This window comes from Mesorhizobium sp. ZC-5, from assembly GCF_025753855.1.
Classification (GTDB): Bacteria; Pseudomonadota; Alphaproteobacteria; order Rhizobiales; family Rhizobiaceae; genus Neomesorhizobium.
The window spans coordinates 275,001-294,515 of the sequence record NZ_JAOWPT010000001.1; the positions used below are offsets into that span (position 1 = coordinate 275,001).

Genomic DNA, 19,515 nt, shown 5'->3' on the forward strand with positions numbered 1-19,515 from the left:
CTATGTCGGTTCGACCGGCCTCGCCACCGGACCGCACCTGCACTACGAATTGATGGTCAACGGCCGCAAGGTCGACCCGATGCGCGTCCGCCTGCCGGTCGGCCGCGTTCTCAAGGGCATCGACCTCGAAGCGTTCAAGCGCGAACGCAAGCGCATCGACGATCTTCTGCAGCAGGAAGACAAGGACGGGCTGAAGGTCGCGGCGGCGAAGCTCGCCGGATAGTTCCGGAAACCGGCCCTCAGTTCCCCAAAACTAAATTCACATCGGGATTTGCAATTCCATCTGCCTTCCGGTGGAGTCAGATCGGACTAGCGTCCTTCTGCAATTTCGGAGTGGCGCCGGATATGGTCGTCCAGGCAACGACGGCCGAAAGCACGCAGAGCCCGGCGGTGACCCAGGCGACGGCCGAAAAGGCGGCATCGCTCGCGGCAAGCCGGACGGCATCGATCTCCGCCGGGAGATTCGCGGCCGGTTCCCCAAAGCCCGGCACGTTGGCGGTGCTTCCCAGCACCGCCGCATAGCGGAACGCCGCCACGCCGCCGAGCGCGGCCACTGCGAGCAGCCCGGCGATGCGCGAAACCGCATTGTTGATCCCGGAAGCAGCGCCGGTGTCATTGTCTTCGACTGCCGTCATGATGGCGGTCGACAGCGGTGAAACCACCAGCGCCATGCCGAGCCCCAGCAGCACCATCGCCGGGAATATCGCAGTCCAGAATCCGTGGTAGCCCGCCCCGACCGGGACCGCCAGGCCGGCAAATGCCACCGCGACGACCAGGCTGCCGGCCGCAATAGGCAAGCGCGGCCCGATTCGGTCAGAGAGCCTTCCGACCGGGCCGGACAGCAAGGCGATCGCTGCCGACAGCGGCAGGAAGATGAAACCCACTTCCGCTTCGCCAAGGCCCCAGCCGGCAATCAGCAGCATCGGCAGATAGAAGAGAACTCCCGACAGGGCGAAATAGAGGAAGAAGGTCACCACGTTGGCGCCGGTGAAAGCCCCGATTCGAAACAGCGACAGGGTGACCATTGGGTCGCGCTGGCGGCGCTCCCAGAAGATGAAGCCCGCGAAGATGACCAGCCCGGCCACGACGTATGCGATCGACCGGTTTGCGGACGATCCCGCGTCTTCGGCGGACAGCGCGGTGAGACCGTAAGCAAGCGCGCCCAACCCTACCGTCACGATCGCGGCGCCCCCGAGGTCGAGTCTGCGCCTTTCGGCTGGCCGGTCCGCCGGAACCCTGGCGAGGAGAAGGTAAATCGCGACGCCACCGAGCGGCAGGTTGATGGCGAAGATCACCCGCCAGACGCTGTCGTCGAAGACCGACAGAACCAGCCCGCCGATCACCGGCCCGAGCGCGGTGGTCAGTGCCGACGCCGCGGCCCAGATCCCGATGGCCCTGCCGCGTTCCTTTTTCGGATAGGCTTTTGCGATGATCGCCAGGCTGCCCGGCACCATGATCGCGGCGCCGATGCCCTGGACGGCACGCCCCCCAATGAGCGACGCCGGGCCAGGTGCGGCAGCGCAGGCGAGCGACGCGATGACGAAAAGCACGATGCCGGCGACGAACGTCCGGCGCAGGCCGAAATTGTCGCCGGCAGCCCCGCCGGCGAGGATCAGCGCCGACAGCGTCAACGCGTAAGCGTTGGAGATCCACTGCGCGTCGGCGAGCGTGGCGCCGAGGTCGGCACGGATCGCCGGGATGGCGATGGACACCACCGAGCCGTCAATGAAGCCGAGCGCCGATGCCAGGATTGCCGCGATGAGCACGAAGCGGCGCTGCGGTTGCGGGCAGAACGTGCCATTCGCGGCGCCAGTGGAAACGGCGGCCCCGCTCGCTTCAACGGCGTCTCCACTCGCTTCGGATGGTGATTGCATGGAGCCTGCTTGGGTTGGCGGGAAGGCTCTCAACCTACTCCATGAATTCGACGGTGACACCCTTCTTGACGATCTTGGCCAGTTCCTGCGCGTCCCAGTTGGTCAGGCGCACGCAGCCATGGCTCTCGGTCTTGCCGATCTTCGAGGGATCGGGCGTACCGTGGATGCCGTAGGTCGGCTTGGACAATGCGATCCACACGCTGCCGACAGGCCCGTTGGGACCGGGTGGAATTTTCAGGATGCCGTGATTGTCGCCCTGCTTGAAATTGATCTTAGGATTGTAGGTGTATTCCGGATTGAGAGCGATGCGCTCGACAGTGTGCGTTCCGGTCGGCGACGGCGTGTCGGACGAACCGATGGTTGCTGGATAGGCAGCCACCAGCTTGCCGGCCGCGTCATAGGCTCGAACCTGCTTTTCACCCTTGTCCGCCACGATCCGCGCGACCTGCGCGTTGACCGGACCGCCTGTATTGGCGACGCGGATGATGGTGCCGGGACGGCCGAAATTGGCATCGCGGTTGAGCGCCTTCAGGTATTTTTCGTCCATGTGGAAACGCTCGGCGAGCATTTCGGACACCGAGGTGTAGCCGAGCCTTTCGAGCTTGGCCTTCTGGCCGTAGTCCGCGGGAACCGCGGCGACAAACGGGCCGGCGGCATCTTCCGCGGTGATCGTGTAATTGATGAAGGCGTCACCGCCGCTCTCGGCCAACGCCTTCTTGATGCCTGCGGCATCGATCGAGCGCAGGACTTCGCCGGTCAACTGGCGATAGGAGACAAGGCCCTTGTCGACATTCGAGCCGAAGTGCCCGTCGATGACCCCCGGCGACGCGCCCTTGCGATCGAGCAGCACCTGCAGTTCCGCCACCTCGATGCGCGCGGCGGACGTGGTGGGAGGCTCGATGGTTGGCGGATTGGTCGGCTCGACAATGATGTCGGAAGGCTGGTTAGGCGCAATTCCACCCGTGGAAGGATCGGGTGATGTCATCGCCGTGTCGGGACCGATGCCACCCGGTTCGAGCGGCGCCCGCTCGACCGGTTGCCTGGTGATCGGTGGGCGTGTCGCGGTGCGCGGGGGCTGTATCGGCTCCGCGTATCCGCCATCCGGCGCTTCGGGGAACGCATTGCGGGGATATTCCTGCTCGCTTGGATAGGCCGGATATTCCTCGAGCGGAAATTCGGAATATTCGTCGATCGGCGGCGCCGGCCGGCGGCCGAGTTCCTCGAGCCGGTCGCGGCGCAGGCGCTCCATGTCTTCCGGATCGTCGAGGTAGTAACGCTCGGATTCGGCCCGTTCCCGCATGGCGCGGCGCATCGGGCGGCGGCGCTCGCCGCGCGGCTCGATGGCAATGATCTCGCCGGTATAGGCATCGACGATAACCCGGCGTCCACGTCCATCGTAGTAGACTTCAACGTCGCCGGCCTGGGCGAGTTGAATCCCCATGGCTGCACGCTTGCCGGAACCGCCCACTTCGTTGCGTTCCGATGCAAATGCGCCGACCGAGCTCAGGCCGGCGGCAAAGGCCGAAGCAACCATGATTTTGCGGAACATATTGCCTAGTTCTCCGTCAGACGACCGCATCGCGCGCAAAGCAGCCCCGCTTGATAACGGTGCCGCTTCAGAAACTGGACCATCGAACATGAACCGGGCATGAAAATGGCCGTTTGGCGGCGCCTTTTGAGCGCGATCGATCCGTCCCTTCAAAGCTTCAACGGTGCAGCCGAAAAAAGGTTTCGCCTTTCATGGGCACGAGCTTCTCCGTTGCCACGCTCCGGTTTTTGCCGGCCTGGCCATTGGGAGGCTGTCGTGCCTCCCGTGTGAAAAGTGTGGGGGAGGCGGTGCACGTCTGCCGGACGGACCGACAGCGCTGTTTTTAGTTTAACGATGCCCGAAAGGCGCGCACCGCCGGCGTTGCTGCCCCGCCCGGCTCGCCCTGTGCCCGAAGGCCGTAGGCTCACCGTACGTCGAGGGCCGAGACCTTGGAGCATGACCTCCAACCTCGCCAATCCGGAGCGAGGCCAGTCCCGACGCCGCTGTCCTCCCTGGTCAACCCGGTGGCCACCCAGACCCCCACAAAGAACAACACGGTCATTATGCGGGAGGCGGCGAAGGGTGTGGACAGACGAATTTTGCAACAATCGTACAAGCCATTGAAATTGCAGGAAAGAATCTTTGGCGGAGAAGGAAGAGGGCTGGAATCAGGGTGATTCTGTCCACACCCTCTCCTTCGTCATCCTCGGGCCTGACCTGAGGATCCATGCCGTGAGGTTGATGAGAGAAGAGACCGATCAAGTGATCGCCAATTGTATGTGCACCGCAGTCGCGCTGCCGTCAGGTCGCGGCATGGATCCTGGGGTCTTCGCGACGGCCTTCGGCCTGCTTCGCCCCAGGATGACGAAGGCGCGTTTTCTTTGACGCTTCCGCCAACCGAAGCACCCCCACCCCGCGGCCTGCGGTCGCCGATCTTCCCTCAAGAGGGAGGTGAAGGCCGTGGCCTGCGCCGCCTAAAACCCGGTCACCGCCGCCGGATGGCGGTGAGCGAGATTGCCTCGATCATGGACGCCCGTCCCCTGGCGGCGTCGAAGCCGTTCATGCCGGTCGCCATGGTGAGCGAATTGAGGATGGCCTCCTCGGTCGCCTCGATGACGGCCTCGAAGAGCGGCGAGACCGCGTCGTTGGAGAGCGTTGGAAAGCTGGCGAGCGCCTTGCGGCGCGCAGGCGTACGCCGGACGGGCTCGGCGGTCGAGAAGGCGAGTGCGTAGTCGCCGGAGCCGTTGCTCAAGGCGGCGCCTGTGCGGGCAAGACCACCGAAACAGCGCTCAGCCAGCCGCCTGAGATTGCGCGAGCACAGCGGCGCATCGGTGGCGACAATCATGACGATCGAGCCGTCCTTGTCGTGCCCATCGTCGACGCTGTCCGGCTTGTAGGCCTGTCCGGCGATGGAAAGAGTGCCGCCGTAATTGGACTGGACGAGCACACCCAGCGTGTAGGTCTCGGCGGCCACGGTGACGCGGCGCGAACTGGTGCCGATGCCGCCCTTGCGGCCGAAGGCGACCGTGCCGGTTCCGGCGCCGACCGCCCCCTCCCCGACCGGACCGGATTTCGCGGACGACAGCGCCGTCATCATCTCGTCGATGGTCGGGCGCGGGGCGCGAATGTCGTTCAGCCGCGAATCGTTGGTTTCCCCGACCACCGCATTGACCGACACGACCTGCTCGTTTCCGGGTTGGGCGAGCGTATGGCGAATGATGGCCTCGATACCCCGGCCGACTGCGAGCGTGTTGGTCAGGATCACCGGCGTCTCGGTCTCGCCAAGCTCTTCGATCTGCGTGGCGCCGGCGAACTTGCCGAAACCGTTGAATACGGCGAGGCCGGCAGGCACCTTGTCCTGGAACAGATTGCCGGCATGCGCAAGGATGGCGGTCGCGCCGGTGCGCGTGCGATCGCCTTCGACGCAGGTCACGTGTCCGACCAGGACGCCGGCGACATCGGTAATCGCGTTAAGAGGCCCAGGCTCGAAGTGTCCCGGGGTAATGCCCAGGGTTCGCAACCTTACACGGTCGTTTTCCGTCATGCGAATTCCAGTCCCGAGTTCCAACGGACGGCACCGAATGTCAGGCGCCCAATCCCAATTGCTTGCGCATTTGCTTCGTCAGCTTCGCCGCCACCAGCCGGTGGCTCTCGCGCAGGTAATCGCGCAGGGCCCCATCGTCCATCGATTCGTCGCCGTAGCGCTGGATCCATTTCATGCCGCGCGACGCGAGATAGGGCGCAGGCCGACAGCCAGGCTGCTCCTTCAGGATGTCGAAGGCCATCTCGGAAACCTTGAAGGTGACCGCGAGTTGGCTGCCATCGTCCCAGCCGCCGATGGCGAAGACCTTGCCGCCGACCTTCCAGACATGCGCGCCGCCCCACTGGACGACGTGGGTCGTGGACGGCAGCGTGGCGCAGAAGCGGTTGTAGTCATCGGGAGTCATGGTCGCACCGGGGACAGTTTACTCTTATCCGCTCGCATCAGTTATGAAATGGACAACCCGCTCCGCGGATAAAAGTAAACTGTCCCCCTGCATCAGCCATCCTCACCGTCGTAATAGCGCCGCGTCGCCGCCATGTCGAAAATGTCGTCCTCGGAGCGAAGCGCGCGAACCATTATCTTGTTGGAATCGGGATAGACGCAGACCTCGTTCGGATTTTGCTCGCCGATCATCAGGTAGCTGCACAGGCCAGGGCCGCTGTTGATGAAGGAGTGGCCGATCTTCTGGCCGGCCGGAAAGCAGACATAGTCGCCGGCCGTCATTTCGTATCGTTCGTCGCCGAACAGCAGCGTCACCTCGCCGTCGAGGATCAGCGCGTGTTCCTCCTCGAGCATGTGATAATGCCTAGGGCAGAGCCGCATGCCGGGCGAAGGCTGCTCGATCAGCATGCCGACATGATAGTCCCGTCCGACAGCCGCATAGGTGAGATGCCTCGACCTGCCGCCGAAACGCGGCCCCTGCCCTTCGACGTTCCATTCGACCTCCTCAGAGGAGATCGGCGGCTTGGGAGGGACAGTGTCGGCAGTCTCCACGGCGGCATCGAACGGCGGTTGTTCGCCGCCGACATCCTCGCCATCCCAATAGCCGCGAAGGGCCGCAAGGTCGAAGATCGCACGCCGCCCGAGCGCGTTGACCGACACCTTGTTGGAATCGGTGTAGACGCTGACCTCGTTGGGATTGCGCTCGCCCACGATCACATAACGGCAGGTTTTATTGCCGTTGTTGATAAGGCAATGCCCTGCCTTCTGGCCGGCGGGAAAGCAGACGTAGTCGCCGGCCTCCATCTCATGGGTCGCGTCGCCGAGGCGCACCGTCAGCGTGCCTTCGAGGATATAGACATGCTCCTCCTCGAAGATGTGGTAGTGGGCCGGATTGGTTTGCCTGCCGGGATCGAGTTCCTCGATCGCGACGCCAATATGATAGTTTTTTCCCACGGCGGCGAGCGTGAGATGCCGGTAGCGGCCGCCGAAGCGGGTGCCGACTGTGTAGTCTTCCCACGGTACGTCGGAGGAGCGGATCGGAATCGGGGGATTGGGCGGCGACATGCCGGCACGATCCTCCGATTTGGCCATGGAGGCAACTGACAGCCCCTGCCAGTACAGAGCGCCCCCTCCACCACGCTTCGCGTGGTCCCCCTCCCCCGCTTCGCAGGGGAGGATCCGGCAGCGGTGCAGCCGGCGCGATCTGGATCCTCCCCCGTTTACGGGGGAGGGGGACCACGCGAAGCGTGGTGGAGGGGGCTAAGGCCGATGCAGCCACTTCCCTAATCAACGCGATTTACGCCGCTTCGGCTTCCTTGCCGGTCACGGCCGTCGGCTTCGAGCGGAAATTCAGCCGGTCCGACCCCGCGGTGATCTTGACGGTCGAGCCGTCGAGGATCTCGCCGAGCAGGATCTTTTCCGCCAGCGGGTCCTGCAGTTCCTTCTGGATCACCCGCTTCAGCGGCCGCGCGCCATAGGCCGGGTCGTAACCCTTGCTGGCGAGCCAGTCGATCGCATCAGGATCGAGCGACAGCGTGATCTTGCGGTCGGTGAGCAGCTTTTCCAGGCGCTTGAGCTGGATCTCGACGATCTTGCCCATGTCCTGGCGGCGCAGGCGATGGAACAGGATCACCTCGTCGATGCGGTTCAGGAATTCCGGCCTGAACGACGCACGGACCACGCCCATGACCTCGTCGCGCACCTTGTCGACATCCTCTCCCTCGCCGAGATTGACGAGATATTCGGCGCCGAGGTTCGACGTCATGATGATCAGCGTGTTGCGGAAGTCGACGGTGCGGCCCTGGCCGTCCGTCAGGCGCCCGTCGTCGAGCACCTGCAGGAGCACGTTGAAGACATCCGGATGCGCCTTCTCGATCTCGTCGAAAAGGATGACCTGGTAGGGCCTGCGGCGCACGGCTTCCGTCAACGCACCGCCTTCCTCATAGCCGACATAGCCGGGAGGCGCGCCGATCAGCCGGGCGACCGAGTGCTTTTCCATGAACTCCGACATGTCGATGCGGACCATCGCGTGCTCGTCGTCAAACAGATAATCGGCGAGCGCCTTGGTGAGCTCGGTCTTGCCGACGCCGGTCGGGCCGAGGAACATGAACGAGCCCATCGGCCGGTTCGGATCCTGCAAGCCGGCGCGTGCCCTGCGGACGGCCTTCGACACGGCCTGCACGGCTTCGCCCTGCCCGACGACGCGGACGGCAAGTTCGTCTTCCATGCGCAGCAGCTTCTCACGCTGGCCTTCCAGCATCCGGTCGACCGGAATGCCGGTCCAGCGCTCGACGACATGGGCGACGTGATCGGGGGTCACCGTCTCCTCGACCATGGTGCCACGGCCTTCCAGTGCTTCGGCCTCGGTGAGCTTCTTCTCGAGTTCGGGGATGCGGCCATAGGCAAGCTCGCCCGCCTTCTGGAATTCTCCCTTGCGCTGGGCGATGGCGAGTTCGTTGCGCGCCTCCTCGAGCTGACCCTTGAGGTCGGCGGCAAGGCCGAGCTTTTCCTTTTCGGCCATCCACTGGCTGGTCACACCGGCCGATTCTTCCTCGAGCCCGGCAAGCTCCTTTTCCAGCCGTTCGAGACGATCGCGGGACGCGTCGTCCTTCTCCAGCTTGAGCGCCTCGCGCTCGATCTTGAGCTGCATGATGCGGCGGTCGATCTCGTCGAGCGCTTCCGGCTTGGAATCGATCTGCATGCGCAGCCGCGAACCCGCCTCGTCGACGAGGTCGATCGCCTTGTCGGGCAGGAAGCGGTCGGTGATGTAGCGGTTGGACAGCGTGGCGGCGGCGACAAGTGCCGAGTCCGAGATGCGCACCTTGTGGTGCTGCTCGTACTTTTCCTTCAGGCCGCGCAGGATCGAGATGGTATCCTCCACCGTCGGCTCCGAAACGAAGACCGGCTGGAAGCGCCGCGCAAGTGCTGCGTCCTTCTCGACATGCTTGCGGTATTCGTCGAGCGTGGTGGCGCCGACGCAGTGCAACTCGCCGCGCGCCAGCGCCGGCTTCAAGAGGTTCGACGCGTCCATGGCGCCATCGGCCTTGCCGGCGCCGACCAGCGTGTGCATCTCGTCGATGAACAGGATGATGCCGCCGGCAGCCGCCGTCACTTCCGACAGCACGGCCTTCAGCCGCTCCTCGAACTCGCCGCGGTACTTCGCGCCGGCGATTAGCGCGCCCATGTCGAGCGCCATCAGTTGCTTGTCCTTCAAGCTCTCCGGCACGTCGCCGTTGACGATGCGCAGCGCCAGCCCCTCGGCGATCGCCGTCTTGCCGACGCCGGGCTCGCCGATCAGCACCGGGTTGTTCTTGGTGCGGCGCGACAGCACCTGGATGGTGCGGCGGATCTCGTCGTCGCGGCCGATCACCGGGTCCAGCTTGCCGGAACGGGCATCCGCCGTCAGGTCACGCGCGTATTTCTTCAGCGCGTCATAGCCCTGCTCGGCGCTTGCCGAATCGGCGGTGCGGCCCTTGCGGACATCATTGATGACCTGGTTGAGCGCCTGCGCCGTGACGCCGGCCTTGGCCAGTATCTCGGAACTCTTTGCCGACTTCTCGACCGCGAGCGCGGTCAGGAGCCGCTCGACGGTGACAAAACTGTCGCCGGCCTTCTTGGCGAGTTCCTCGGCGGTGGAAAACACTTTCGCCAGCGGCTGCGCCAGATAGAGCTGGCCGTTTCCGCCTTCCACCTTGGGCATCGCCTCGAGGGCGGCCTCGACGCCGAGCTTGACGTCGCGGATGCTGCCGCCAGCGCGCTCGATCAGCGACGCGGCAAGGCCTTCGTCGTCGTCGACGAGCACTTTCAGGATATGTTCGGGCGTAAATTGCTGGTGATTCTTGGCCAGCGCCATGGTCTGCGCGGACTGGATGAAACCCCGGACGCGCTCGGAGTACTTCTCTAGGTTCATGTCTGTCTCCTTTTCGTCACCGGCCCGCTTGGCGGCACCGGATCGGCTTGCGGTGACGGACCCGCTCGGTGAGCCAGGTCCTGTTGAGGCAGATATGGTGCTGGGGTCGCGCCGCCTCAAGACGTCCCGTCATTGCCGAAACGACAATATTTTGCACGGACGGATAAAGCAAAAGCGGCGGAGATTTCTCTCCGCCGCCTGGCAATGCCTTGCCCGCAAGGAGATGCGGGCCTCGCTATCAGTTCTCGGTGACGGCGGGTTCGCCGCTGGCTGCCTCGGTTGGAGCCGCATCGGCAGTATCGCCACCCTCGGCCTGGCTCGCTTCGACGCGTGGACGGCGCGGGCGCCTGGCGCGGCGCGGCGCGGCATCCTTCTCGCCGGCGGTTTCGTTGAGTTCTGCCTGGGCTGCGAGACCGGCCGGCGAAAAATTGTCGAACTGCGGTGCGGGCGGCTGTTCCGCCGCGGCCGTATTTTCCACCTGCGCTTCGTCGGAGCGGTTTTCACCCTGCTCGTCACGGTGGTTTTCGCCCTGCGCGTTGGCCTGGTCACCGCGCTGTTCGCCGCGGGACCCATAATCGCCACGCTGACCGTTCTGGCCATAACCGCCATTCGGCCGGCGATCGCGGTCACGATGGCGATTGCCGCCGTTGCCGTTTCGGCCGCCTTCGCTGTTCAGCGCAACCTCGGCCGGAGTGCCGTCGATAACCGGCTGCGGGCCAGAGCCATGGCTGACGGCAGGCGACGGAGCGTCGGCAGTGCCGTTGTTGTTGCCATTGTCGAGATCGTCGCGCTCGTCATCGCCGTCTTCGTCGAAATCGTCCCGGTTCTGTTGGGGATTCTGGATCGGCATCTGCGCCTGGGCGGCAGCGATGATGCGGTTGTAGTGTTCCGCGTGCTGCAGGTAGTTCTCCGCCATGACACGATCGCCGGCGCTGTGCGCATCACGCGACAGCGTGGTGTATTTTTCCGCGATCTGTTGAGCCGAGCCGCGGATTTTGACGTCCGGGCCGTTGCTCTCGTAGTTGCGCGTCAGTGGGTTCGGGCCTTTGCGGTTGTTGTTATTATTGTTGTTATTATTGTTATTGTTACGACCCCGCATGCGCCGGTTCTGTTGTTGTGGCCTCATTATTTTCTCTTTGCGTTGAAAAATCGTTCGCGGACGGCGCACATCAGGTGTCAGCCGTTCCGTTTGTCCTGCCGGTGCTCGCCCGCATCTCCTGCGCTGGCGTCACGTACCATCCTGTATTCGGTTCATTTACTTGCCGGACGATCCCCGCACGAAGCTAAGGCGTCGTTTACGCAAGAAGGCAGCTTGTTTCTACGGGAACCGAATCGATAACAGTACTGCCTGCTTCGTCTCATCCGGTTACCCGACCCTATCCACATTCCCAACCATTGCCAAGCGTTTTTTCTTGCTATTGAAAAGTGCATTTCAGCGTTGGAAAACAAGGACGCGGTCGCTTCCGGCAAGATCCTTCACCGCGGCAATCAACATGCAGCCGGCTTGGCGAAAGACCTCTGTTACTTCGGCCTTCTGGGTGTATCCGATCTCTACGGCGATCCTCGCGCCGGCTTCGAGACAAGCATCTGCTCCTCGGGCAATGATGCGATAGGCGTCGAGACCATCTTCGCCGCCATCCAAGGCGCGGGCCGGATCGAAATAACGCACTTCCGGCTGCAAGGTCTCAAGCTCTTTGGATGTTATATAGGGCGGATTTGAGACAATTAAATGATAGCGACCTTCCGTCGCGGCATACCAGTCGGAGAGGAGCGGTTCGAATCGCGCTCCAAGCCCGGCATCGGCAGCATTGCGGGCAGCCGTTTTCAGCGCATCGGCGGAGATATCGACGCCGACCGCGGTGGCCTGCGACACTTCCTTGAGCAGCGCCAGCGCGATCGCCCCGGTGCCGGTGCCGAGATCGAGGATGCGGCAGGTGCCTAGCCTAGCCGCCGTTTCACGGACGAACGGCAGTACCGTATCGACCAGGGTCTCGGTGTCGGGTCGCGGCTCCAGAGTTTCGGCCGATAGCGACAGGCGCAGTCCGTGAAAATCGCGAAAGCCGAAAATGCGGTGGACGGGTTCGTGCGCAAGGCGGCGAGACAGCGCATCGTCGATTGCGGCAAGCACGTCCGATGAAATCGGCATATCGGGCCTGACGATCGCGTCCGTGCGTGAGGTAGCCGAATAATGCTCGACGATCATGCGGGCTTCCAGCGCCGGATCGTCGATGAAGGGGACCGTCAGGCGGGTCTTTGCATCGGCAAGAATTTCTTCGAGCGAACGGCTCAACACGGTATCTCATCGACGAGAGTACCCCCACCCCTAACCCCTCCCCTCAAGGGGGAGGGGGACGCGGAGACGGCTGCGTCAGTATCCCCCTCCCCCTTGAGGGGAGGGGTTAGGGGTGGGGGTGCGAAAGCCGGCAAAGAGACGGCGCTCATGCTATCAGCCATCCTGACCAAGGTCCGCCAGCAGCTTCGACTGGTGGTCGGCGATCAGCGCATTGATGATCTCGTCAAGCTCGCCGAGCATGACCCGGTCGAGCTTGTAGAGGGTCAGGTTGATGCGGTGATCGGTGACCCGGCCCTGCGGGAAATTGTAGGTGCGGATCCGCTCGGAGCGATCGCCCGAACCGACCTGTGAACGGCGCGATTCGGAGCGTTCCTGGTCGGCTTTCGAGCGCTCCATGTCGAACAGCCGCGCGCGCAGGATCTGCATGGCGCGGGCACGGTTCTGGTGCTGCGATTTTTCCGCCTGCACGACCATGATGCCCGTCGGCAAATGGGTGATGCGCACCGCCGAATCGGTGGTGTTGACGTGCTGTCCGCCCGAGCCCGAGGCACGCATGGTGTCGATGCGGATATCTTCCGAGCGTATCTCGATGTCGACTTCCTCGGCCTCCGGCAGCACCGCGACCGTAGCGGCCGAGGTGTGGATGCGCCCTTGCGCCTCCGTCGCCGGCACCCGCTGCACGCGATGCACGCCCGATTCGAACTTCAGCTTGGCGAAGACGGCCTTGCCGGAAATGGTCGCGATGATTTCCTTGAAGCCGCCGGCATCGCCGTCGCTGGCCGAGGCGACCTCGAAGCGCCAGCCCTGTTCGGCGGCGTAACGTTCGTACATGCGGAAAAGGTCGCCGGCAAACAATGCCGCCTCGTCGCCACCGGTGCCAGCGCGGATTTCGAGGATGGCATTCTTGTCGTCGGCGGCATCGCGCGGCAACAGCAGGATCTGGATTTCCTGCTGCAATTCCTCGATGCGCTCCTCCACGGCAGGCATGTCGGCCTCGGCCAGGGCCCGCATCTCGGCATCGGTTGCCTTGTCGGCAAGCATCGATTCGAGATCGGCAAGTTCCTGCTCGGCGGCGCGCAGCGCACGGATCTTGCCCGCCATTTCCTGGATTTCCGAATATTCGGAAGCCATCTTCACATAGGCCTCCGGCTCCGGACCGGCCGCCATCAACGCTTCGAGCATGTCAAAACGCTTCACTACCTGGTCCATGCGGTCGCGGGGCAAACTGGTCATGTGAGGTGTCAGAGCGGGATGTTGTGTTGTTCGGCGAAGGCGTGCAGGTCGCCGCGCACGTTTTTCGCGGCGTTGGGATGGGCCAACGCCTCTTCCATTAGGGTGGTGAGTTCTTCAAGCGGCAATTCGGTCAGCATCGCCTTGACCGGGCCGATCGCCGCCGGCGACATCGAGATCGAGCGGTAGCCGATGCCGATCAGCGCCATCGCCGAGATCGGCCGTCCGGCAAGCTCGCCGCATAAGGTGACTGGCGTGCCGACGCGATGACCGGCGTCGGCGATCTGCTTCAGCACCCTGAGGAACGGCACCGACAGCGGGTCGAAGCGCTCGGAAATCTGGGTATTGCCGCGATCGGTCGCCATGACGAACTGGAAGAGGTCGTTGGAGCCGACCGACACGAAATCGACGGTCTTCATAAGTTCGTCGAGCTGCCAGAGCAGCGACGGCACTTCTACCATCGCGCCGAGCTTCAAGAGCGTCGGCAGGTCGTGCGCGAACCGGGACAGATGCCTGACCTCGCGGTCGATGATCTCGCGCGCCTGCATGATCTCGCCGATCTCGGTGACCATCGGCAGCATCAGCCGCAACTCGCGCCCGCCCGCCGCCTTGAGCAATGCGCGCACCTGGGTTCTGAGCAGCGCCGGCCGGTCGAGCGTCAGCCGGATGGCGCGCCAGCCGAGTGCCGGGTTTTCCTCGTGGGCGACGCTCTTGAAGTAAGGCAGCACCTTGTCGCCGCCGATATCGATGGTGCGGAAGGTGACCGGCTTGTCGCGCGCCGCATCGAGCACATCGCGGTAGAGGCGCTCCTGCGTCTCGGCGCGCGGGAAGGTCGCCGCGACCATGAACTGCAGCTCGGTGCGGAAGAGGCCGATGCCGGCGGCGCCCGATTCGGCCAGCTGCGGCAGGTCAACGGCAAGGCCGGCATTCATCAGCAGGTCGACGTGGGTGCCGTCCTTGGTCGACGAAGGTTTCTTGCGCAGTTCGCGATAGAGTTCCTGCCGCCTGGCGCGGAAGCGGACTTTCTCGGCATACGCACCCTCGACATCGGGCTGCGGCCGAAGGTGGATGCGGCCTTCATCGCCATCGACGATGATGGCGTCGCCGTTTTCCGACATCGACACGGCGCCCTTGACCTGGCCCGCGACCGGGATGCCCATGGCGCGGGCGACGATGACGACGTGGCTGGTGACAGCGCCGTCTTCGAGGACAAGGCCGCGCAGACGGTCGCGCGGGTAGTCGAGGAGTTCGGCGGCACCCATCGAGCGGGCGACGATGATGGCGTCCTTCGGCAAGGTTGACGCGAGCAGCTCCGGCCCATGCCCCATCAACTGGCGCAGCAGGCGGTTGGCGAGGTCGTCGAAATCACTCATCCGCTCGCGCAGATAGGGATCGGTCATGTGCAGCATGCGGGCACGCATGTCGCTCTGCACCTTCTCCACCGCCGCTTCGGCGGTCAGGCCGTTGCGCACTGCCTCCTCGAGCCGGCGCACCCAGCCGCGATCGTTGGCGAACATGCGGTAGGCTTCGAGCACGGCACGGTGTTCGCCCTCGAACGCAACATCGCGACGCGACAGCATGTCGTCGATCGACAGGCGGAGTGAACCGAGCGCCTGCTCCAGGCGGCGCGTCTCCTCGTCGCTGTCTTCGTTGAAAAGATTGGTGACGACGATGCGCGGTTCGTGCAGAACGACGTGGCCGAGCCCGACGCCATCGTTGAAGGACAGGCCGGTGAAGCTTGCCGGGCGGCGCAGGTCGAGTTCGAGACCCGGACGGGTAAGCCGCGCCAGATCGCCGGTGGCGATCATTTCGGCGATGACCATCGCCGTGGTTTCCAGCGCCTCCAGCTCGTCGTCGCGGTAATGCCGCTTTGTACGGTTCTGCACGACGAGAACGCCGAGCGTGCGCCCTGCCCTGAGCACCGGCACGCCGAGGAAGGAATTGTAGATTTCCTCGCCCGTCTCCGGCAGGTAGGCGAAGGCCGGATGCTTCTGCGCATCGGAGAGGTTGAGCGCCCGCGCGCTCGCGGCGATGGTACCGACGAGGCCCTGCCCCAGCCGCAACTGCGCCAGGTGGACGGATCCGGGGTTCAGACCCTCGGTGGCGTAGAGCTCGAGCACCGCATCGGCGCGCAGCACATAAAGCGAGCACACCTCGGCCACCATGTTCTGCGCGATTTCGCGGACGATGCGGTCAAGCCGCTCCTGCGGCTCCAGCGGCTCGGCCATGAGCTCGCGGAGCCGTCTCAGAAGCACGCGCGGTCCGGCGGCCATGTCACGCATCGGGCTCTCCAGCGGCTTTACCCGGCCACTCCCTCCTTGAAAGTGCCGGCCTGCCGCGACTGGAATCTCGTCTGTCTACTGCTTATCCAGACCGTACACGGAATGCAAAGTGCGAACTGCAAGTTCCGTGTAGGGACCGTCGATCAAAATGGAAATCTTGATTTCCGACGTGGTGATGGCGCGGATATTGATCGCCTTTTCGGACAGCGCCTTGAAGGCGGTGGCCGCGACGCCGGCATGGCTGCGCATGCCGATGCCGATCACCGATACTTTCGACATGCCGGCTTCCGATTGCAGCACATCGAAGCCGATGGTCTGCTTGACCTTGCCGAGAACGGCGAGCGCCTTGTCGAGGTCGCCCGACGGCACCGTGAAGGTCATGTCGGTGAAGGCGCCGTCCTCGGAGATATTCTGGACGATCATGTCGACATTGATGTTTGCTTCGGCAAGCGGGCCGAAAATGCCCGCCGCCACGCCCGGACGGTCCGAAACGCGCCGCAGCGATATCTGGGCTTCATCCTTGGCGTAGGCAATTCCGGTGACTACCTGCTGTTCCACGATTTCATCCTCGTCGCAAATGAGCGTTCCGGGCGGATTGTCGAAATCCCCCATGCCCGGAGCATCGGGGTCGTCGAAGGAAGACCGCACGAAGGTGCGCACCCGGTGCACCATGGCCAGTTCGACCGACCGGACCTGCAGCACCTTGGCGCCGAGCGACGCCATTTCGAGCATTTCCTCGAACGAGATCTTGGCGAGCCGCCGCGCCTTGGGTTCAATGCGCGGGTCGGTCGTATAGACCCCGTCGACATCGGTATAGATGTCGCAGCGGTCGGCGTGAACAGCAGCCGCGATCGCCACCGCGCTGGTGTCCGAGCCGCCGCGCCCGAGCGTTGCGATGCGGTTGTCCGGCCCAATGCCCTGGAAACCGGCGACAACCGCCACCTGGCCCTCGCCGAAACGCTGGATCAGGAACGAGCCGTCGATATCCATGATGCGTGCCGCGCCATGGGCGTTGTCGGTCTTGATCGGGATCTGCCAGCCTTGCCACGAACGGGCGTGCACGCCCATGTTCTGCAGCGTGATGGCCAGCAATCCGGCTGTCACCTGCTCGCCGGAAGCGACGACGGCGTCATATTCGCGGGCGTCATGCATCGGCGAGGCTTCGCGCGTCCAGCCGACCAGCTCGTTGGTCTTGCCGGCCATCGCCGAGACGACGACTGCGACTTCATGGCCGGCATCGACCTCGCGTTTGACGTGGCGCGCGACGTTGCGGATGCGGCTGATGTCGGCGACCGAAGTCCCGCCGAATTTCATCACGATGCGCGCCATGAACCTGAAATGCCTTCTGATGCCGCCGGTTGGGCTGGAAACGAAACGAAAGCGCCCTGGGTGGCCAGGGCGCGAATGCGCGGTTTCCATAGCCAAATCAGGAAATTTGCGCAAGAACACGATCAGGGGATGCGCCCCTGCCCAGGGCGGCACAAGAGAACATGATCGAAATCGCAGCCGGCTTGCCGATCAAAAAGGGAAAATTCCTTCTGGGGTGGCGCTCGGCTCATCGCAAGGCGTTTCCCAGTTGCTGGGATTTGATCGGAGGGCATGTCGAAGCGAATGAGACGGCAGAGCAGGCACTCGTTCGCGAATTTCAAGAAGAAGTCGGCATCACACCCACGACGTTCGAATTTGTAACCAAATTCGAGACGCCTGACGGTGCCGGCGATCGAATACTTTCTCTTTCAGTTTATCGGATTACCGCTTGGGCCGGCGGCGAACCTAAAATCCGCAACGACGAACACGAGCGTCTCGGCTGGTTTACCGGCAGCGAGGCAGCCAACTTACCCGATTTCGCAGTCGGAGAATACAAGCGGCTTTTCGCGAGTCTGGATCGGCATCCGTAGAGCCGCGTCTCCTGGACAAATTGAAGCCTGGTTTCCCTTAGCCGGGATCGGGGCAAAACATCGCCATTCCCGCGCGGTAGACTCCGCCATTGGCCCCGAATAAGACTTGTATCGTCGCAATTCGGAAAGAATCCGGCCGGATGGCTGAAGAACGCGTGCAACGCCGGCTCACCGCCATCCTGGCCGCTGATGTGGTCGGCTACAGCCGTCTCATGGGCGCCGACGAGCCGGGAACGCTTTCGGCTCTGAAAGTGCATCGCCGCGAACTGGTCGATGGCAGGATCGCCGAACATGAAGGCCGGATCGTAAAACTCACCGGCGACGGCATGCTGGTCGAGTTCCCGAGTGTGGTCAACGCAGTGGCCTGCGCGGTGGAGATCCAGCGCGGTATGCAGGCCCGCAACGCCGAGATCCCCCACGGCCGTCGCATCGAGTTTCGCATCGGCGTCAATCTCGGCGACGTCGTTGTCGAGGACCGCGACATTTTCGGCGACGGCGTCAACGTGGCGGCGCGGCTGGAAGGCATCGCCAGCCCCGGCGGCATATGCGTTTCGGCTTCGGTGCGCGAGCACATCGGCAACCGGCTCGACATCCATTTCGAGGATATCGGCGATCAGTCCCTGAAGAACATCGAACGGCCGGTGCGGGTGTACCGCGTTGCCCTGGCGCCGCAACCAGGAACGGTGCCGGCCGGCTTCCGGCCAACCAGCCCCACCGCGGACAAACCGTCGATCGCCGTGCTTCCCTTCGCCAACATGAGCGGCGATCCCGAACAGGAATATTTCGCCGACGGAATGACCGAGGACCTCATCACCGACCTTTCGAAGGTCTCGGGCCTCTCCGTCATCGCCCGCAATTCCGTCTTCACCTACAAGGGCAAGTCGGTCGACGTCCAGGAGGTGAGCCGGCGCTTCAACGTTGCGAAAATCCTCGAAGGAAGCGTCCGCAAGGCGGGTCAGCGTGTCCGCATCAACGCCCAGCTCGTCGACGGCCGGGAAGGGACCCACCTTTGGGCGGACCGCTACGACCGCGACCTGACCGACATCTTCGCCCTGCAGGACGAGATCACCCATGCCATCGTCGAGCAGCTCAAGGTGAGGCTGCTGCCGGCGGAGAAGCAGGCGATCGAGGCGGAGCCGACGCGGAACCTCGACGCCTACAACTATTACCTGCAGGGGCGGCATTTCTACCATCTTCACTCCACGCGGCATGCCTTGCTTGCCCAACGGCTTTTCCGCAAGGCCGTCGAGCTCGATCCCCTCTATGCACGCGCCTATTCGGGCCTGGCGGACTGCGCCTGGTTCCTCTTCACCAACCATCATGAGGGCGCGAGCGTCGACGAGATCCTGACGGCGAGCACGACGGCGCTGCGGCTGGATCCGATGCTCGCGGAAGCGCATGCCTCGCATGGCATGGCGCTGCATCTTTCAGGCCGTAACGGAGAAGCGCTGGCCGAATTCGACAAGGCCATTGCGCTCGACCCCAATCTGTTCGAGGCCTTCTACCTCTGCGCCTATGCGTGCCGCGACGGCGGCGATCCGGAAGGTGCGGTACGCATGTACGGGCGAGCGGCCGAGCTTGCGCCGGACGACTATCGCACCAAGATGCTGCAAGCGGTGATGCTGAGAGATGTAGGCAGGCTATCCGAGTTTCGGGCGGCGGCCGAAGAGGGCATCGAGCGCGCCGAACGTGCCCTCGAGGCCAACCCCGACATTCCGCTGGCCGCCTCGCTCGGCGCCTCGACGCTTGCCGCGCTGGAAGAGCGCTCGCGAGCCCTCGACTGGGCCGCCCGGGCCCTGACCATCGCCGCCGACGATCCGCTGACACACTACAACATCGCCTGCGTTTACGCGCTGTTGGGTGAAGAGGAAAAGGCTCTCGACCTGCTCGAGCCCTGGAGCCAGCGCGTCAACAAGGTGACGAAGAACTGGCTGGTGAACGACACCGATTTCAACGCGCTGCGCGATCATCCCCGCTTCAGGCGTCTGGTTGAGCGGCACGCATAGGGCCAACTG

General features: G+C 63.9%; 15 protein-coding genes (1 of these 15 cut by a window edge). 4 read left to right on the forward strand and 11 right to left on the reverse strand.

The window, feature by feature from the left end:
• A protein-coding gene (locus OHD58_RS01190) for a M23 family metallopeptidase (protein WP_263801214.1) crosses the window boundary here: on the forward strand, positions 1-223 show its 3' end. 1,733 nt of this gene lie to the left of the window's left edge; only the last 223 of its 1,956 coding nucleotides appear in the window; its start codon lies off the left edge, out of view; it ends in the stop codon at positions 221-223.
• Positions 224-299: 76 nt separating this feature from the next.
• On the opposite strand, the gene OHD58_RS01195 is transcribed toward OHD58_RS01190, so the two are convergent.
• Together OHD58_RS01195 and OHD58_RS01200 are read right to left on the reverse strand one after the other, a co-directional pair.
• Positions 300-1,874 (reverse strand): MFS transporter, encoded by a 1,575-nt coding sequence (locus tag OHD58_RS01195; protein ID WP_263801215.1) that lies wholly within the window; start codon positions 1,872-1,874, stop codon positions 300-302.
• A 34-nt stretch (positions 1,875-1,908) separates the two neighbouring features.
• Positions 1,909-3,423, reverse strand: coding sequence for a L,D-transpeptidase family protein (locus tag OHD58_RS01200; protein ID WP_263801216.1), 1,515 nt, complete (start codon positions 3,421-3,423; stop codon positions 1,909-1,911).
• 621 nt (positions 3,424-4,044) lie between these two features.
• Here OHD58_RS01200 and OHD58_RS01205 point away from each other — a divergent pair.
• Complete coding sequence (locus tag OHD58_RS01205) at positions 4,045-4,287, forward strand: hypothetical protein (protein WP_263801217.1); 243 nt, start codon at positions 4,045-4,047, stop codon at positions 4,285-4,287.
• A gap of 100 nt (positions 4,288-4,387) precedes the next feature.
• Here the strand turns inward: OHD58_RS01205 and OHD58_RS01210 are convergent, their stop codons facing one another.
• From OHD58_RS01210 to OHD58_RS01250, 9 genes are all read right to left on the reverse strand, one after another.
• The gene (locus OHD58_RS01210; RefSeq protein ID WP_263801218.1) at positions 4,388-5,446 is read right to left on the reverse strand and encodes a P1 family peptidase; all 1,059 of its coding nucleotides are present in this window, start codon (positions 5,444-5,446) and stop codon (positions 4,388-4,390) included.
• Positions 5,447-5,486: 40 nt separating this feature from the next.
• Positions 5,487-5,849: an MmcQ/YjbR family DNA-binding protein gene (locus tag OHD58_RS01215; protein WP_263801219.1), complete on the reverse strand. Its 363-nt coding sequence runs from the start codon at positions 5,847-5,849 to the stop codon at positions 5,487-5,489.
• A gap of 92 nt (positions 5,850-5,941) precedes the next feature.
• Positions 5,942-6,979, reverse strand: coding sequence for a cupin domain-containing protein (locus tag OHD58_RS01220; protein WP_263801220.1), 1,038 nt, complete (start codon positions 6,977-6,979; stop codon positions 5,942-5,944).
• Between the two features lie 205 nt (positions 6,980-7,184).
• Complete coding sequence (clpB, locus tag OHD58_RS01225; RefSeq protein ID WP_263801221.1) at positions 7,185-9,797, reverse strand: ATP-dependent chaperone ClpB; 2,613 nt, start codon at positions 9,795-9,797, stop codon at positions 7,185-7,187.
• A 238-nt stretch (positions 9,798-10,035) separates the two neighbouring features.
• Complete coding sequence (locus tag OHD58_RS01230; RefSeq protein ID WP_263801222.1) at positions 10,036-10,923, reverse strand: DUF4167 domain-containing protein; 888 nt, start codon at positions 10,921-10,923, stop codon at positions 10,036-10,038.
• Between the two features lie 306 nt (positions 10,924-11,229).
• The gene (prmC, locus tag OHD58_RS01235; protein WP_263801223.1) at positions 11,230-12,087 is read right to left on the reverse strand and encodes a peptide chain release factor N(5)-glutamine methyltransferase; all 858 of its coding nucleotides are present in this window, start codon (positions 12,085-12,087) and stop codon (positions 11,230-11,232) included.
• Between the two features lie 156 nt (positions 12,088-12,243).
• Positions 12,244-13,323 (reverse strand): peptide chain release factor 1, encoded by a 1,080-nt coding sequence (gene prfA / locus OHD58_RS01240; RefSeq protein ID WP_263801224.1) that lies wholly within the window; start codon positions 13,321-13,323, stop codon positions 12,244-12,246.
• Positions 13,324-13,331: 8 nt separating this feature from the next.
• Complete coding sequence (ptsP, locus tag OHD58_RS01245) at positions 13,332-15,602, reverse strand: phosphoenolpyruvate--protein phosphotransferase (protein ID WP_263801225.1); 2,271 nt, start codon at positions 15,600-15,602, stop codon at positions 13,332-13,334.
• Positions 15,603-15,677: 75 nt separating this feature from the next.
• Complete coding sequence (locus OHD58_RS01250) at positions 15,678-16,931, reverse strand: aspartate kinase (protein WP_263801226.1); 1,254 nt, start codon at positions 16,929-16,931, stop codon at positions 15,678-15,680.
• Positions 16,932-17,092: 161 nt separating this feature from the next.
• Between OHD58_RS01250 and OHD58_RS01255 the strand changes: the two genes are divergently transcribed.
• Both OHD58_RS01255 and OHD58_RS01260 read left to right on the forward strand, forming a co-directional pair.
• Positions 17,093-17,500 carry an NUDIX domain-containing protein gene (locus OHD58_RS01255; RefSeq protein ID WP_263801227.1) on the forward strand — a complete coding sequence of 136 codons (408 nt, stop codon included), beginning with the start codon at positions 17,093-17,095 and terminating at the stop codon, positions 17,498-17,500.
• A 140-nt stretch (positions 17,501-17,640) separates the two neighbouring features.
• Positions 17,641-19,506 (forward strand): adenylate/guanylate cyclase domain-containing protein, encoded by a 1,866-nt coding sequence (locus OHD58_RS01260; protein ID WP_263801228.1) that lies wholly within the window; start codon positions 17,641-17,643, stop codon positions 19,504-19,506.
• Positions 19,507-19,515: the final 9 nt, after the last annotated feature.

What these genes read in the sequence shown, in the direction of transcription:
- OHD58_RS01195 (WP_263801215.1), bottom strand. Translation starts at nt 1,874, where the DNA reads ATGCAATCACCATCCGAAGCGAGTGGAGACGCCGTTGAAGCGAGCGGG.
- OHD58_RS01200 (WP_263801216.1), bottom strand. Translation starts at nt 3,423, where the DNA reads ATGTTCCGCAAAATCATGGTTGCTTCGGCCTTTGCCGCCGGCCTGAGC.
- OHD58_RS01210 (WP_263801218.1), bottom strand. Translation starts at nt 5,446, where the DNA reads ATGACGGAAAACGACCGTGTAAGGTTGCGAACCCTGGGCATTACCCCG.
- OHD58_RS01215 (WP_263801219.1), bottom strand. Translation starts at nt 5,849, where the DNA reads ATGACTCCCGATGACTACAACCGCTTCTGCGCCACGCTGCCGTCCACG.
- OHD58_RS01220 (WP_263801220.1), bottom strand. Translation starts at nt 6,979, where the DNA reads ATGGCCAAATCGGAGGATCGTGCCGGCATGTCGCCGCCCAATCCCCCG.
- clpB (WP_263801221.1), bottom strand. Translation starts at nt 9,797, where the DNA reads ATGAACCTAGAGAAGTACTCCGAGCGCGTCCGGGGTTTCATCCAGTCC.
- OHD58_RS01230 (WP_263801222.1), bottom strand. Translation starts at nt 10,923, where the DNA reads ATGAGGCCACAACAACAGAACCGGCGCATGCGGGGTCGTAACAATAAC.
- prfA (WP_263801224.1), bottom strand. Translation starts at nt 13,323, where the DNA reads ATGACCAGTTTGCCCCGCGACCGCATGGACCAGGTAGTGAAGCGTTTT.
- ptsP (WP_263801225.1), bottom strand. Translation starts at nt 15,602, where the DNA reads ATGCGTGACATGGCCGCCGGACCGCGCGTGCTTCTGAGACGGCTCCGC.
- OHD58_RS01250 (WP_263801226.1), bottom strand. Translation starts at nt 16,931, where the DNA reads ATGGCGCGCATCGTGATGAAATTCGGCGGGACTTCGGTCGCCGACATC.
- OHD58_RS01255 (WP_263801227.1), top strand. Translation starts at nt 17,093, where the DNA reads ATGATCGAAATCGCAGCCGGCTTGCCGATCAAAAAGGGAAAATTCCTT.
- OHD58_RS01260 (WP_263801228.1), top strand. Translation starts at nt 17,641, where the DNA reads ATGGCTGAAGAACGCGTGCAACGCCGGCTCACCGCCATCCTGGCCGCT.